This is a genomic window from Streptomyces iakyrus, assembly GCF_000717055.1.
Taxonomy (GTDB): Bacteria; Actinomycetota; Actinomycetes; order Streptomycetales; family Streptomycetaceae; genus Streptomyces; species Streptomyces iakyrus.
In genome coordinates, this window is sequence record NZ_JNXI01000016.1 from 148,512 (window position 1) to 162,611 (window position 14,100).

Annotated in this window: 13 protein-coding genes; 5 read left to right on the forward strand and 8 right to left on the reverse strand. The window is 72.2% G+C overall.

The genetic code is table 11. The annotated features are described in order from the left end of the window. Position 1 precedes the first annotated feature (1 nt). The 4 genes from OO68_RS25345 to OO68_RS25360 form a co-directional block, all read right to left on the reverse strand. Positions 2–397: a pilus assembly protein gene (locus OO68_RS25345; RefSeq protein ID WP_033311239.1), complete on the reverse strand. Its 396-nt coding sequence runs from the start codon at positions 395–397 to the stop codon at positions 2–4. Continuing rightward, the gene (locus OO68_RS25350; protein ID WP_033311241.1) at positions 394–1,626 is read right to left on the reverse strand and encodes a CpaE/TadZ family protein; all 1,233 of its coding nucleotides are present in this window, start codon (positions 1,624–1,626) and stop codon (positions 394–396) included. The genes OO68_RS25345 and OO68_RS25350 overlap by 4 nt, the downstream gene beginning before the upstream one ends. A 9-nt stretch (positions 1,627–1,635) precedes the next feature. After that, a complete protein-coding gene (gene cpaB, locus OO68_RS25355) occupies positions 1,636–2,343 on the reverse strand; it encodes a Flp pilus assembly protein CpaB (RefSeq protein ID WP_033311243.1) in 708 nt (235 codons plus the stop codon). Between the two features lie 70 nt (positions 2,344–2,413). After that, the gene (locus OO68_RS25360) at positions 2,414–3,247 is read right to left on the reverse strand and encodes a hypothetical protein (RefSeq protein ID WP_078625465.1); all 834 of its coding nucleotides are present in this window, start codon (positions 3,245–3,247) and stop codon (positions 2,414–2,416) included. Positions 3,248–3,641: 394 nt separating this feature from the next. On the opposite strand from OO68_RS25360, the gene OO68_RS25365 reads away from it, so the two are divergent. From OO68_RS25365 to OO68_RS25385, 5 genes are read left to right on the forward strand one after another with little or no spacing between them, the layout of a single operon-like run. Next, positions 3,642–5,201 carry a hypothetical protein gene (locus tag OO68_RS25365; RefSeq protein ID WP_033311245.1) on the forward strand — a complete coding sequence of 520 codons (1,560 nt, stop codon included), beginning with the start codon at positions 3,642–3,644 and terminating at the stop codon, positions 5,199–5,201. Between the two features lie 20 nt (positions 5,202–5,221). Then, positions 5,222–5,782, forward strand: coding sequence for a hypothetical protein (locus OO68_RS25370; RefSeq protein WP_033311246.1), 561 nt, complete (start codon positions 5,222–5,224; stop codon positions 5,780–5,782). A 2-nt stretch (positions 5,783–5,784) separates the two neighbouring features. Beyond that, the gene (locus OO68_RS25375; RefSeq protein WP_033311247.1) at positions 5,785–6,219 is read left to right on the forward strand and encodes a DUF3592 domain-containing protein; all 435 of its coding nucleotides are present in this window, start codon (positions 5,785–5,787) and stop codon (positions 6,217–6,219) included. Continuing rightward, a complete protein-coding gene (locus tag OO68_RS25380) occupies positions 6,216–6,605 on the forward strand; it encodes a hypothetical protein (protein WP_051814801.1) in 390 nt (129 codons plus the stop codon). The genes OO68_RS25375 and OO68_RS25380 overlap by 4 nt, the downstream gene beginning before the upstream one ends. Positions 6,606–6,636: 31 nt before the next feature. Then, positions 6,637–8,325, forward strand: coding sequence for a chitinase (locus OO68_RS25385; protein WP_033311248.1), 1,689 nt, complete (start codon positions 6,637–6,639; stop codon positions 8,323–8,325). 16 nt (positions 8,326–8,341) lie between these two features. Here the strand turns inward: OO68_RS25385 and OO68_RS25390 are convergent, their stop codons facing one another. The 4 genes from OO68_RS25390 to OO68_RS25405 all read right to left on the reverse strand — a co-directional run bounded on the left by OO68_RS25390 (position 8,342) and on the right by OO68_RS25405 (position 13,991). Beyond that, complete coding sequence (locus tag OO68_RS25390) at positions 8,342–9,646, reverse strand: Nramp family divalent metal transporter (protein ID WP_033311250.1); 1,305 nt, start codon at positions 9,644–9,646, stop codon at positions 8,342–8,344. Between the two features lie 159 nt (positions 9,647–9,805). Further along, complete coding sequence (locus OO68_RS25395; RefSeq protein ID WP_078625442.1) at positions 9,806–10,291, reverse strand: ATP-binding protein; 486 nt, start codon at positions 10,289–10,291, stop codon at positions 9,806–9,808. 90 nt (positions 10,292–10,381) lie between these two features. Continuing rightward, positions 10,382–11,281 (reverse strand): MEDS domain-containing protein, encoded by a 900-nt coding sequence (locus tag OO68_RS25400; protein ID WP_033311252.1) that lies wholly within the window; start codon positions 11,279–11,281, stop codon positions 10,382–10,384. 40 nt (positions 11,282–11,321) lie between these two features. After that, positions 11,322–13,991 (reverse strand): ATP-binding protein, encoded by a 2,670-nt coding sequence (locus OO68_RS25405; protein WP_033311619.1) that lies wholly within the window; start codon positions 13,989–13,991, stop codon positions 11,322–11,324. Positions 13,992–14,100 lie beyond the last annotated feature (109 nt).

The following is a 14,100-nucleotide window of genomic DNA, read 5'->3' on the forward strand; positions in this document are numbered from 1 at the left end:
CTCAGTCCGCCTCCTCGACCGCGCCGGCGTGGCCCCGGACCGGGAACGGGAACGACAGCGTGCCCGGGAAGAGGATCGGGACCTCCAGCCTGACGTCGGCCGTCACATAGCCGGAGCCCGAGCAGGTCACCTCGGCACCGGAGCGCCACGCGTCCGACAGGTGCTTGAGCCCGGCCGCCTCGCACGCGCCCTGCCGCGCCCCCGGCTCCGCCGCCGTCGCCTGCCGTACCGCCTCGTCCGCGGCGTTGCCCGCGAGCGTGAAGGTGTAGCCGACGAGGACGACCTGCCACAGCGCGATCAGCGTGACGATGATCGTCGGGGTCATGCCGAGGAACTCGATGGTGACCTGGCCCCGGTCCCGTAAGGCCGGCGGCGCGAGAGCGGAGCGCACGCTCATGACTCCCTCCTGCGCCGGAAGCTCACCGGCCCGCGGCCCGCCTTGTGGGCGCCGTCCGCCGCTTTGACCAGCCCCAGCTCCCCCGCCAGCCCCCACAGGGCCTGCTTAACCGAGCTCTTGTTCTCCAGTTCGTGGATGCGGCCCGCGTCCACGACGCTCTGCAGTTCCTTGAAGTTGGCGGGGACGACGGTGGCCGCGACGGCCGTGCCGGTGATCTTCTGGATCAGGGGCGGCTGGATCTCCGTGGCGCGGCTGTGCCGGTTGACGACGACGGTCGTCTCCTCGGCCTTGCGGATCTGCAACCGGTCCCACATCCGCACGGCTCGTTTGGCGCCCCGTACGGCGACCACGTCCGGCGTGGTGATCAGCAGGGCCCGGTCGGCCATCTCCACGGCCGCCGCGCCGGCGCCGCCGAGCTGGGCGCCGCAGTCGATGACGACGACCTCGTAGCGGGAGCGCAGGGCGCTGACGATCTGCCGGGCGGCGCGGTCGGTGACGTCCTCGCCGCGTTCCCCTTCGGCGGGGGCGAGCAGGAGGGCGAGTCCGGTGTCGTGCCGGAAGACGGCGTCGGCCAGGACGCGCGGGGAGATGTCGGTGATGGCGGCCAGGTCGACGACCGAGCGGCGGAACTGGACGTCCAGGTAGGAGGCGATGTCGCCGGTCTGGAGGTCCATGTCGACCAGGGCGGTGCTGCGGCCGGAGGCCTGGGCGGCCAGGGCCAGCTGGATGGCGGTCAGGGTCGTTCCGGTGCCGCCCTTCGCGCCGCTGACCGTGACGACGGTGCCGCCGACGCCGGTGAACACGTCGCCGCCGGCGCCCAGGTGCCGTCGTACGCCGACGGACCACTGGGCGACCGCCTGGACGCGGCTGGCGAGTTCCTCGTAGCTGAGCGGCAGGGCGACCAGGCCGCGGGCGCCGTAGTCCATGGCGGCCTGGAAGAGGCCGGGGCTCGCGTCGGAGGTGACGAGGATGACGCCGACGGCCGGGAAGCGCAGGGCCACTTCGCGGATCAGCTCCAGCGCGGGGACCGGGCCGATCCGCTCGTGGACGATCACGACCTCCGGCAGCTCGTCGACCGACTCGGCGGCCAGCCGCGCGAGGGTGTCGATGAGCTGGGTGGAGTCGACCACGGGGGCGACGGGCTCGGCGTCCGGCAGCTGGCTGAGCAGCGTCGTGACGGACCGGACCGCGTCCGCGTCACCGACTGCCGGGAGGATCCTCGTGGGCATGGCAGCCTCTCACTTGTCCTTCGCGAGTTCGTACGTCCGGTCCCGCTCGGGGACAGTGGTGTCGCTGCCGGGCGCGACGAGGGCGAGCCGGACCCGCTTGGCGAACGACTCGGCGTAGGTGATGCGCTGGGCGTCGAGGGCGGACAGCGCGAAGGTGATCGGGACGGCGTCGGTGGGCTGCTGGGTGCGGTTGCCCTCGTCGGGCTTGAGCGCGGTCAGTTCGCCGACGTCGAGGACCTTGGCGTTGGTGACGATGATCTTCGACTGGTCGGGGTCGCCCTCGCGCGCGCCCTCGAAGGTGGCGTAGACGTTGACCGCGGCGCCGGGCGTGATCTTGCCGGCCACGCCGGTCGCCGAGTCGATCATGATGGCGACCTCCTGCTGGCCGGGCTGGAGGGCCGGCTGGCGGACGATCATGTCGGACTGGAGAAGGGAGCCCGCTTCCAGCGTGGTCACGGCGATCTTGCCCTGGATCTCCCGCAGGTCGGTGACCGCGTTGTCGGACAGCCACCGTTCGGGCATCTTGATCTTCTCGAACTGGCCCGTGCTGAGGGTGGTGTAGGGCGGCACGTCGGATTTCAGCCGGTAGGCGGTGACCTCGGGGCCGACTTTCGACTTCACGTCACTGATGACGGAGAGCACGCCGGCGAAGGCGCCGAGGGCGCAGACGACCGACAGGAGCAGGAGAATCACGCCGCGGCGCTGACGGGAGTTCATGAACCGGACAACCTCGTTGGGGATATCGGTCGGGCGGGATCGGAACAGTGCTGACGAGCGGTGTCAGGCCTCACCCGACGGCCGTCCGGTTCTCCAGCTGCTTGCGCGGCGGGCCGTCGTGGACGGGGGGCGTGGCCGAGCAGAACACGCACCGGTCGCCGATGACGTCGATGCCGCACCAGTGGCACTGGCTGCGCCGGACGGAGGTGACCAGCTGGTAGAGGACGGACAGGTCGGGCAGGTAGCTGCAGAACTCGACGAGCTTGCCGGTGCCCCACCAGGCGGGCGACTCGGCCGGCAGCTGGGTCTCGCGCAGCCCCTGCACCTTCCAGGAGGGGGCGAGGGTGGTGGTGACCCAGTCGGACGGGAGCTGGCCCTTGGCGAGCAGCATCCAGGTGCCGAACTCGGGGCCGGGGAGCCCGGCTTCGGGGGTGATCCGGACGAGGTGCGGTTCGGGGTGGGCCAGGACGCCGAACTGGCTGCCGGGCATCCAGGACTTGGCGTGCGACTTCAGGCCGACGGGGACGCGGTCGAGTCGGGCCACGGAGCCCAGCAGCGCGCCGGCGTGGATGTAGTGGACGAGCAGCCGGCCGGCCGAGGCGAGCACGCCGGGGCTGATGTCACAGGAGGCGAGCTGCCGTAACTGGCGGGCCAGGACGGCCAGTCCGAGGGGCGGCAGTTCCGGCCGGAACAGGGCGATCCGGTCGCTCTCCATGAGGGAGCGCAGGGTGTGCAGCCGCCGCTGCACCGCGGTGGGCGCGGCCGGTGAGCAGACCACGATCACATGGCCGTGGTGCTCGACCAGGGCCTGCATCTCGGCCAGGACCTGCTCCAGGGGGCGTCGTTCGACGTCCCGCAGCACGACGGCGGGCAGGGTGCGTTCGTCCTGTGGTGGCAGCGCCATGTCGGCGCTGGTCACGGCAATGGCAGTTGGCACGCGCAGCTCCCCGTTTCCCCATGCCCGTCGGAACGCCGCGTGTCACTCCGGCGCACCGTGTCGACTTCACTGCGTGACTACCTCAGCACTGTAACCACGGCTCTGTGACCGGAGAACAGCGTTTGTGTAGCTGGGGAGCAACTGTCGTTGCACAAGATGCGTCAAAACGGGGCAGGTTGAGCATCTTGCCGGTCGCGAGGGCGGTCCCGGGAGGCCCGGGGAGGTCCCGGGCGGTGGGCCCAGCGGGCCCAGTGTTGACGGTGGGCCTTCGTTTGGGCCCTGAGGCCCACGCCTGACGCGGCGTCGCCTCCCTACGCTCGCCGTCCCACAGGCACGTGGACCGGGCGAGGAGGGATGCCGTGTGACGGACGGGGGCGGCATACGGGCGTACGGACACCGACCGGTCTTCGACGACCGGGGGGCGACCGGCACCGAGTACCTCGGGATGGTCGTCGTCAGCGCGGCGGTCGTCCTGGCGCTCTCGGCGACCGGAGTCGGGCAGCTGGTCTACGACAGGATCGCCACGCAGGTCTGCCGGGTGGCCGGCGGCGGCGACTGCGGGACGGGCGGGCCCGGGCCGGACAAGCCGCTCACCGACACGGACTTCGAACCGGCGCTGTGCCAGGTCTCGTCCGTCACCGACAAGGCGGGCTCCAAGGCGAAGATCTTCTTCTGGGAGATCGGCAAGGAGTACGGCTTCCAGGAGCAGCACCTGAAGGCGAAGACGGACGTCAACGGCGACGGCAAGGTCGACGACAGCGACCAGTTGGTCTACCTGACTTTCACGGACGCGTCCTCGGTCGCCGCGAAGAAGGACTTCAAGCCGGGCATGAAGGTCGGCAAGTTCGGCGCCGACAAGGTGGAGCTGGGGCTCGGCATCAAGGTGACCAACGGCGACACCTGGGTGTTCCAGAGCCCGGAGGAGGCCCAGCGCTTCCGGGACGACGTGGAGAAGCTCCAGATGTACGAGATGCGGCGCACCATGCCGGGCGGCGCGGAGGCGAGCGTCGGCGACAGCATCCTCTACCTCTTCGGCACGGGACCCCTCAAGGACGAGGAGGACACCCAGAACCGGATCAAGGAGCACCTCGGCGACAACCGGAAGATCACCTACGGCAAGGTGGGCCTGGAGGCATCGGCGTCGGCGGGCCTGAAGATCTCGGCGGGCGACGAGAAGAAGCTGAGCGCCGCGCTCGGCGGCACCTTCAAGTACTCCCCCGAGGTCACCTGGACCGACAACGCCTACAAGAACACCAAGTCGTACACGTACTCCTCGTCCATCGAGTACGGCTCCAAGGTGGGGTACGAGGCGGGCCCGCTCAGCGGCGAGTACGCGGCGAACACCACGCAGACCGGCACCATCACGGTCACCTACGACAAGAAGACCGGGAAGCTGGTCCGCGTCGACATGACCCGCACCGTCGAGGAGGGCGGCCAGAAGGACGGCGCCAAGGCCGGGGGCGACAACGGGCAGAAGGACGGCGACAAGCGGGGCGGGAACGCCGGCGTGAAGGGCACCGACTCGCAGACCGGCATCGAGATCGTCACCAACACCCTGACCTTCGACCCGGGTCCGGCCGGGGACCGGGACCGGGCGGTCGCCGAGCGGTGGCTGGACAGCAGCAACGAGCAGGTCGCCACACCCTTCCAGTACATGTTCTCCGACCACGCGCCCACGGCCCGGCCGGGCGCCGACGACCCCTTCGGGCAGCTGATGTTCGACCGGGGCAAGTCGAGCCGGATGACGTACACGGGCGATGTGAACGCGGCCGAGTACGGCTTCGAGTTGAATCTGGGGCTCAGTCTGGGCATGACGATCAGCACGGAGAAGAAGGCGGAGACCCTGACCGACGCCCGGTTCCTGGGGGCGCCCCGCGGGGACGGCCGTTCCTATCTTCCCTACAGCTACTGTGCGAACTGACGAGACGGGAGCCCCTGCCGATGAAGACCCGCCGTGCCCGCCTGGCCGCCGCCCTGCTGACGACCGCCCTGGCCCTGACCGGCTGCGGCGGCACCGACTCCGGCGCGGGCTCGGTGCCCGAGGGCTGGGGGACGCTGAAGACGAAGGGTGTCGACGTGTCGTACCCGAAGGGCTACAAAGAGCAGAGCGCTGCCGAACGAGGCAAGCACAACGCCGCGGCGGCGGTGCGCACGGAGGGCGGGAAGAAGGTCTCGGTCATCACCGTGCAGCTCGCCTTCACCGAGGCGAACTCGGCCGAGCAGGCCGCGATCGCCGCCGAGGCGGGCATCCAGCTGGGTGCGAAGGTCGAGGGCCAGAAGGACGTCGACCTGGCCGGTGCGGACGGGGCGAAGCGGATCGACTTCTCCTTCAAGGCGACCGGCGAGGACGGCGGGCCGGCGGCGGGCACCCCGGTCGAGGGCGTGATCCTGGCGGGCCTGGACTCGGCCGACACGGCCTTCGCGATCCGGATCGACGCACAGCGCGGGTCGCTGCCGGACGCGGACCTGGACCGGATCATCGACTCGGTCGAGGTGCACTAGCCGTGGAGGTGCCGGGCGCCGGATACGTCGTACTCGCCCTGCTGGTGGCGTTGTTCGGGACCCTGTCATGGAGGTACACGCGGCGGCTGGTGACGGTCGCGCGGGTGCTGCGGCGCGGGGTCCGGGCCGGGGGCGAGTGCGTCCGGGTGGAGACCGAGCCCTACGGCCGCTCCGACGCCCGGCGGCACTTCTTCGCCTTCCGTACGTCCGACGGCGCCAGGATCGAGTTCGAGGACCTGGCGGGCCTGTCGACGACGGAGGGCAGCGCGGTCACCGTCACCTACGACCCCCGCGATCCCGAGGGCACGGCGACGGTGGCGGGCCGGGGCAGCTGGTCCCCGGTGCTCCAGGCGCTGGCCCTGGCCGCGGGCTGCGGCACGGCCACGGCCGGTTTCGCGATCCTGCTCTTCTTCGAGATCACCGGGGGCAATCGATGACGCTCGTGCGCTGCTGGGCCGTCGGCATCGTGGTGCTGGTCCTCACCGAGTACGTCCAGATGACGTTGATCCACGACCCGTTGGTCGGCCCGGACGGGGTCGGCTCGTTCGGTGCCGCGCTGGCGCTGGTGCACCTGCCGAACCTGGTGTGTGTCGTGCTGGCGACCTGGGCGGCAGCGCGGGTGCATCCGGAGCCGTGGCGGGAAACGCCGGTGCGGCACCTGGCGGCGGCGTGCGCGGCTCCGGCGGCGGCACAGGTGCTGCTGCTGGCGTTGCGCCCGGACGTGCTGGACCCGGCGGGTGCGGCGTTGTGGATGTCCACGGGCGTGCTGCTGGCGGGATGCGCGGTAGGGCTGCTGCTCGAACGGTTGGTCTGGACCTCTTGACAGCCTCTTTGGTCTGGACCATTTTCTTGTCATGTCCCCACACAGACGATCCCTGCGGTTCTGGTCGGGTGCCGTCACGGCTGCCCTGGCCCTCACTCTCACGACCGTCGGCCAGGCGAACGCCGCCGACGTCAACAACGCCAGGAACGCCGGCTTCGAGGCGGGCCTGAGCGACTGGACCTGCTCGGCGGGCAGCGGCACGACGGTCTCCTCCCCGGTGCGCACCGGCACGGCCGCGCTGCGGGCGACCCCCGCCGGCCAGGACAACGCCCGGTGCACCCAGACCGTGCGGGTGCAGCCCAACTCGACCTACGACCTGGGCGCCTGGGTGCGCGGCGGTTACGCCTATCTGGGCGTGACCGGCACCGGCACGACGGACGTGTCCACCTGGACGCCCGACTCCACCTCCTGGAAGCAGCTGTCGACGACGTTCCGGACCGGCGCGTCGACGACCTCGGTGACGGTGTACACGCACGGCTGGTACGGCCAGGCCGCCTACTACGCCGACGACGTGTCGGTGGTCGGCCCCGACGGGGGCGGCGGCACCGACCCGGGCCCCACGGTCCCGGCCGCGCCGAGCGGACTGCGCGTCTCCGGCACGACGTCCTCGTCCGTCTCGCTCGCCTGGACCCCCGTCTCCGGCGCCACGGGCTACACCGTCCACCGCGACGGCACGAAGGTCACGGCGGTCTCCGGCACCTCGGCCACGGTGACCGGCCTCGCCGCCTCCACGTCGTACTCCTTCCAGGTCACGGCGACGAACGCGGCGGGTGAGTCGCCGAAGTCGGCGGCGGTGACGGGGACCACGAACAACACGTCCGGTCCTGGCCCCGCCCTCCCCAAGCACGCGGTGACCGGCTACTGGCAGAACTTCAACAACGGCGCGGCGGTCCAGAAGATCTCGGACGTGCCGTCCCACTACGACATCATCGCGGTGGCCTTCGCGGACGCCACGGGCACGCCGGGCGCGGTGTCCTTCACCCTCGACTCGGCCGGGCTGAACGGCTACACCGTCGACCGGTTCAAGGCCGATGTGAAGGCCAAGCAGGCGGCCGGCAAGAAGGTCATCATCTCGGTCGGCGGCGAGCGCGGCACGGTCACCGTCAACGACGCGGCCTCCGCGACGAACTTCGCCAACAGCGTCTGGTCCGTGATGCAGGAGTACGGCTTCGACGGCGTCGACATCGACCTGGAGAACGGCCTCAACTCGACCTACATGACGCAGGCCCTGCGCGCCCTGTCCGCGAAGGCGGGCCCGTCGCTGATCATCACGATGGCGCCGCAGACCATCGACATGCAGTCGACGTCGAACTCCTACTTCCAGACCGCGCTGAACATCAAGGACATCCTCACCGTCGTCAACATGCAGTACTACAACAGCGGTTCCATGCTCGGCTGCGACGGCAAGGTGTACAGCCAGGGCACGGTCGACTTCCTGACGGCCCTGGCCTGCATCCAGCTGGAGAACGGCCTCGCCCCCTCCCAGGTCGGGCTCGGCCTGCCCGCCTCCACCCGGGCGGCGGGCGGCGGCTACGTGTCGCCGACCGTGGTCAACAACGCCCTGGACTGTCTGACCAGGGCCACCGACTGCGGCAGCTTCAAGCCGCCGCGGACCTACCCGGCCCTGCGGGGCGCGATGACCTGGTCGACCAACTGGGACGCCACCTCCGGCAACGCGTGGTCCAACGCCGTGGGACCGCACGTGGACGCGCTGCCGTAGCCGGCGTCCCCTCGCCCTAGAAGAACTCCCCCCACGGCTGGTCCCAGATCTGCTTGACGCACAGGATCAGGAACAGCAGCCCCGCGACGGCGAGCATCACGTTGCTCACCGGGCCGTTGCGCCACTCGCGGGGCGTGCGGGGGGAGTTCAGGAGCCAGATCAGGGTGCCGGCGAGGAAGGGCAGGAAGGCCGCGCCGAGCACGCCGTAGATGATGATCAGACGGAACGGCTGGCCCTCGAAGAGCAGGATCATCGGCGGGAAGGTCAGCCAGAGCAGGTAGGCGCGGAACGGCCAGGAGCGCTCCCGCTCGCCCGAGGCGACTTCCTCGCCCTTGGCCTGGCCCCGGCCCGACAGACGGGCCACGAAGTCGGCGAACATCAGGCTCACGCCGTGCCAGACACCGATCAGCGAGGTGAAGGACGTGGCGAAGAAGCCGATCAGGAAGAACTTGGCGGTGGCCGAGCCGTACTCCTTCTCCAGGATGTCACCCAGCTGGATCAGACCCTTGTCGCCGCTGGCGATGGCGACGTTCGCCGAGTGCAGCAGCTCCGCGCCGACGAACAGCATGGCGATGACGAAGATGCCGGTCGTGGCGTAGGCGACGCGGTTGTCCAGCCGCATGACCTTCATCCAGCCGGTGTCGGTCCAGCCCTTGGCATTCACCCAGTAGCCGTACGCCGCGAGTGTGATCGTGCCGCCCACACCGCCGATCAGGCCCAGCGTGTTGAGGATCGAGTCCTTCTCGTCCGGGAGGACCGGCAGCAGCCCGGCGAAGGCGTCAGGGATGTTCGGCGTGACCCGGATCGCCAGGTACACCGTCACCACGAACATGACGCCCACCAGGACCGTCATGACCTTCTCGAACACCGCGTACTTGTTGAACCAGACGAAGACCAGCCCGACCAGACCGCAGGCGATGCCCCACCACTTGAGGTCCATCACGTCGGGGAACAGCGCCTGCAGCGGCAGCGCGCTCGACGACATCGCCGCCGCGCCGTAGACGAAGCCCCAGACGACGACGTAGACCGCGAAGAACCATGTCGTCCAGCGGCCGAGGCTCGCCCAGCCGTCGAACAGGGTGCGGCCCGTGGACAGATGCCAGCGGCCCGCCGCCTCGGCCAGGGAGATCTTCACCAGGCAGCCGATGACCGCTGCCCACAGGAGGGTGTAGCCGAAATTGCTGCCCGCGATCAGCGTGGCGACCAGGTCACCGGCGCCGACACCGGTCGCCGCGACGACGATGCCCGGGCCGATGTATTTCCAACTCGTTTTCCTCGGTCGGGGTTGCTGCGTACCGGTGTGCTCCGTGGTGTCGGCCATGCAGATCAAGAAACCGCAAAGGGCCTCAGCCGACAAGAGGGCATGAGTGGCCCCGCCTCAGGGGCGCGGGGAACTGCGCGACCAACCACACTCGACCCGCGGCCCGGAGCCGGACCAAGGCGGCAGGGCATACCGCCAAGGCCCGGCCCAGCGGCAGCGTCACGGCTGTCGCCGACCACAGCCGTCCGCCCCGCACGTGCCGAGCTCGAACCACACGGTCTTGCCCGGCCCGTCCCGGTGGCAGCCCCAGCGCTGGGCGAGCGCGTCCACCAGGAACATTCCACGGCCGCTCTCCCCGGCGGCGCCCGCGTCCAGCACCCGCGGCACGCGGCGCTCGCCGTCGGCGACCTCGCAGCGCAGCACGCCGTGCGCGGCGAAGAGCGTGAGCCGGAAGCGGCTCCCGGCGTGCACCAGGGCGTTCGTGGCCAGTTCCCCGACGAGCAGTTCGGCCACGTCCGCGACCTCACCGCGCTCGGCGAGCCCCCACCCCTCCAACTGCCTGCGGACCTCCGCGCGTGCCTCGCGCACGGCGGTGGGCCGGGGTGCGTACTCGACCCGCAGATGGCCTGCTCCCAGCGGTGGTTGCGGGAACGGGCCGTAGCGGGCGTCGGGGTCGGGGAGGTGCCGCCCGGAGAGTTGCAGCATGGGTCCAGGGTGGTCCCCGGGGGCGGTCCGGCGCAGGGGGAGGACTACCCGATCCCCTACCTGCTTGTGCAGGTGGAAGCCCCCTGGGGGCTATGCGTACTGGAGGCGGACGGTGGCTCCTCCGGCGTCGTCGCGGATGTCGACGTACGCGCAGACCTGACGCGCGTACCACAGCCCCGGGGCCGGTTCGGGGCCGGCGGCCGGCGGGACGAAGCCGGCGAGCGGGTCGTCGAGGCGCCGGGCCGAGCGCAGTTCGCAGACGCAGGCGGGGGCCTCGCCCCACAGCAGGGCGGCACCACCGAGGGGCGCGAGGGCCGCCGCGGTCTCCGCCACGGCGGCGGCGAACAGCTCGGCGTCGGCGGCGGGCAGCCCCCGGCCCACCGCCCAGCTCTGCACGGCCGCGGCGTGCGGCTCCGCGAGGGACCGCGCCCCGGCCGGGGGCAACGGCAGGGGCACGCCGTCGAGTTCGGCCGCGAGGCGCAGCGGGTCCTCGTACACCTCGGTGTCCGGGTGGGTGCGGCGGGCCGCGGCGATGACGGCGGGCCCGGCGGTGCGGGTGTCGTAGGCGCACAGGGCGGTCGTGGCCATGGGGGCGAAGAGGAGGTTGGCGAGGGCCTCGTAACGGATCCACTCGGTGGTCTCGCGGGCCGAGCGGCCCGCCCGGCCGCTCCAGTCGGGCTCCATGACGAGGTGGATACGGCCGCCGGGTCCGGCGTGCGCGCCCAGGTACGCGGCGGCCTGCGCCACGGCGTTGGCGGCGGAGCCGGTGTACCAGTCGGTGTGCGGGATGCAGGTGACGTCCTTCGCGTCGAGGCCGAGGGCGTCTCGCAGGAGGTCCAGGTTGCGCGGGGCGGCGATGGCCACCGGCGGCGGTTCGCCGGAGGTGCCGAGGGCTTCGCCGAGGAAGGGCAGGGCGGCGGTGACGAACGCGTCGTCGGAGTCGAAGACGGCCATGCGGTGGTCGAACGGGCTGGGGTGTCCGGTGGTCATGTGATCCCCTCGGGTGGGTGGGTGTGCGGTGGCGGGGTCGTCAGCGCTGGGCCGTCATCCAGGCCGCGATCTGGCTGCGGTTGCTGAAGCCGAGCTTGCCGAGGATGCGTTCCACATGGCCTTCGGCGGTGCGGCGGGCGATCACCAGACGGTCGGCGATCTGCTGGTTGGCGAGCCCCTCGGCGACGAGCCGGGCGACCTCGGTCTCGCGGCGGGTCAGCGGGACCGCGGTGTCCTCGTGCGGCGTCGGGTCGGCGGCCTCCGCGCCGGGCGGGCGGCCCGGCTCCTGGAGCACGTGCCCGGCCAGCTCCCGCAGACCGAGCGCCCCGCCCCGCCGGTGGGTCCGTTCGAACACCTCGCGCCCGAGGGCCAGGACCGCCCGCTCCTCGCTGTCCCGGCGGACGGAGTCGAGGGTGTGGGAGCCCCAGCGGCCGGTGTCGATGTCGGCCCAGACGCGGTCGGCCCCGCCCAGGAGCAGCGCGGCGTCCTCGGGGGCGCCGCGCCGGGCCGCGATCGACGCGAGCAGGTCGAGGGTGAGGGCGATGCCGATGACGTCGTGGACGGCGAGTTTCAGCCGCAGCGCCTCGCGGGCGTGCCGCTGCGCCCGGGGCCAGTCGCCGAGGACGGTGTGGGCGAGGGCGAGCATGCGCAGCACGTAGGAGCGGACCCACTGCTCGCCGTGCCGCTCGCACAGCCGCAGGGCCTGCTCGCAGACCTCGACCGCCCGCTCGGCCTCGCCCAGGAAGCCCAGCGCGCAGGCGAGTTCGACCTGGTCGAGGCCGACGAGGCTGAGGTGCTGGCCGGGCACGGGGCCGCGGGCGACGGTGGCTTCGAAGTGCCGCAGCGCTCCGGGCAGGTCGTCGCCGAACAGCCGGATGACGCCGATGACGTACTCGGCGTGCGCGGCCTCGGCGCTGTCGCCGAGGGCTTGGGCGAGAGCGAGGGCGTCGGCGGCGTGGCGGCGGCCCCGGGGGAAGTCCCGGGTGGCGGCGGCCAGCAGGCCGGCGACCCAGAGGCCGCGGGCCCGTTCCCGGGTCGGTCCGGGGGCGGCGGCCAGGGCCCGGTCGAGCCAGTACAGGCCTTCGCGGGAGGCGCCGCAGGCGTGCCAGTGGAACCAGAGTGTGCCGGCCAGGCGCAGGCCGGCGAGGGCCTCGCCGGGGGCGGTGAGGCTGAAGTCGAGGGCGGCGCGCAGATTGTCCCGGTCGGCGCGCAGCAGGGCGGCGGTCTCCGGCTGTCCGGGGCCGAACCAGCCGCGCTCGTACTGCTCGGCCCGCCGCGCCATCCAGTCGCGCTGCCGCCGCCGGGCGGCCTCCTCCTGCCCGGCGTCCCGCCGCAACTGCTCAAGACCGTACTGCCGCAGGGTGTCGAGCAGCCGGTACCGCACGCCGCCGGGTCCGGTCTCCCGGCAGAGCACGGACTTGTCCACGAGCCCGGCGACGGCTTCGAGGACGTCGTCCCGGCGCAGGCCGGTGGGGTGGCCCGGGAGCCCCGTGGGCGATGCCACGGGCCGGGCGGGTGTGTCGGAGCCGTCCGGGCACCGGTCCGGCAGGGCGGGCACGGCAGCGCGCCGGAGCGCGACGAGCTGCCCCCGGCCCTGCGGAACCGGGACAACACCCTCCGGACAGCGGGTGCTCTCCAAAGGCCGGGCGCCCTCCGGACGGGGCGCACCGTCCGCAGGCCGGGCACCAACCGGACGCCGGGTGCTCTCCGGAGGCCGGGCACCGTCCCGACACGGGAGACCATCCGCAGGCGGGGCACCAACCGGGCACCCCGCCCCGTCCGGATGCCGGCTGCTTTCCGGGGCAGTGGCGCCCGCGCAGACCGCTTCCGCCGTCTCCAGGTCGAAGCTGCCCGCCAGGACCGACAGCCGGGCCCACACGGTCTGCTCGGGGAGGGTGCACAGGTCGTGGCTCCAGGCGACCGCCGCGCGCAGGGTCTGGTGGCGGGGCAGGGCGGCGGGGCTGCCGGTGGTGAGCAAGCGGTAGCGGTCGTCGAGGCGGTCCAGGAGCTGGTCGACGTCGAGGACGCGCATGCGGACGGCGGCGAGTTCGATGGCGAGGGGCAGGCCGTCCAGGCGGTGGCACAGCCGGGCGACGGAGGCGCGGTTGGCGGGGGTGAGGCGGAAGCCGGGGACGACGGCGGCGGCCCGGTCGGCGAAGAGCATCAGGGCCGGGTAGCCCTGGGCGGCGGACAGGTCGCCGTCCGGGTCCGGCACCGGCAGCGGCCGTACCTCCATGAGGTGCTCCTCGGTGAGGCCGAGCCGGTGCCGGCTGGTGGCGAGGATCCGGACGCCCTCGGTGCCGCGCAGCAGGGCCGCAGCCAGTCGCGCGCACGCGCCCGCCAGGTGCTCGCAGTTGTCGACGACGAGGAGCAGCCGCCGGTCCCGCACCTGTTCGACGAGGGCGTCCAGGGGCGGCTGGGCGGAGCGGTCGTGGAGGCCCAGCGCGTCGGCGACGGCGAGCGGGACGAGGGCCGGGTCGTGCACTCCGGACAGGTGCACGAAGCGCACGCCGTCCGGGAAGGCGCGCTGCACCCGGGCCGCGATGCGTGCGGCGAGCCGGGTCTTGCCGACGCCGCCCGGTCCGGTCAGCGTCACCAGCCGTGCGCGGGCCAGCAGTTCGCGGCCCTGGGTCAGTTCGCCACGCCGGTCGACGAAGCTGGTCGTCTCGGCCGGAAGGTGGTGGTCCCGTCGTGGCGCTGATCCGCCCATGATCAGCCAGTCCTTCGAGGGGTGGGGGTCCGGGGACACCGGGCACTCCGGCTCCCCTTGCGCGGACCCCCACCCTCTCCCGGTGCGTACATACATGCACGCCAGGGCC

Coding starts and splice junctions, on each gene's coding strand:
- OO68_RS25345 (WP_033311239.1), bottom strand. CDS start 397: ATGAGCGTGCGCTCCGCTCTCGCGCCGCCGGCCTTACGGGACCGGGGC.
- OO68_RS25390 (WP_033311250.1), bottom strand. CDS start 9,646: ATGGCCGACACCACGGAGCACACCGGTACGCAGCAACCCCGACCGAGG.
- OO68_RS25350 (WP_033311241.1), bottom strand. CDS start 1,626: ATGCCCACGAGGATCCTCCCGGCAGTCGGTGACGCGGACGCGGTCCGG.
- OO68_RS25380 (WP_051814801.1), top strand. CDS start 6,216: ATGACGCTCGTGCGCTGCTGGGCCGTCGGCATCGTGGTGCTGGTCCTC.
- OO68_RS25370 (WP_033311246.1), top strand. CDS start 5,222: ATGAAGACCCGCCGTGCCCGCCTGGCCGCCGCCCTGCTGACGACCGCC.
- OO68_RS25360 (WP_078625465.1), bottom strand. CDS start 3,247: ATGGCGCTGCCACCACAGGACGAACGCACCCTGCCCGCCGTCGTGCTG.
- cpaB (WP_033311243.1), bottom strand. CDS start 2,343: ATGAACTCCCGTCAGCGCCGCGGCGTGATTCTCCTGCTCCTGTCGGTC.
- OO68_RS25395 (WP_078625442.1), bottom strand. CDS start 10,291: ATGCTGCAACTCTCCGGGCGGCACCTCCCCGACCCCGACGCCCGCTAC.
- OO68_RS25400 (WP_033311252.1), bottom strand. CDS start 11,281: ATGACCACCGGACACCCCAGCCCGTTCGACCACCGCATGGCCGTCTTC.
- OO68_RS25405 (WP_033311619.1), bottom strand. CDS start 13,991: ATGGGCGGATCAGCGCCACGACGGGACCACCACCTTCCGGCCGAGACG.
- OO68_RS25385 (WP_033311248.1), top strand. CDS start 6,637: ATGTCCCCACACAGACGATCCCTGCGGTTCTGGTCGGGTGCCGTCACG.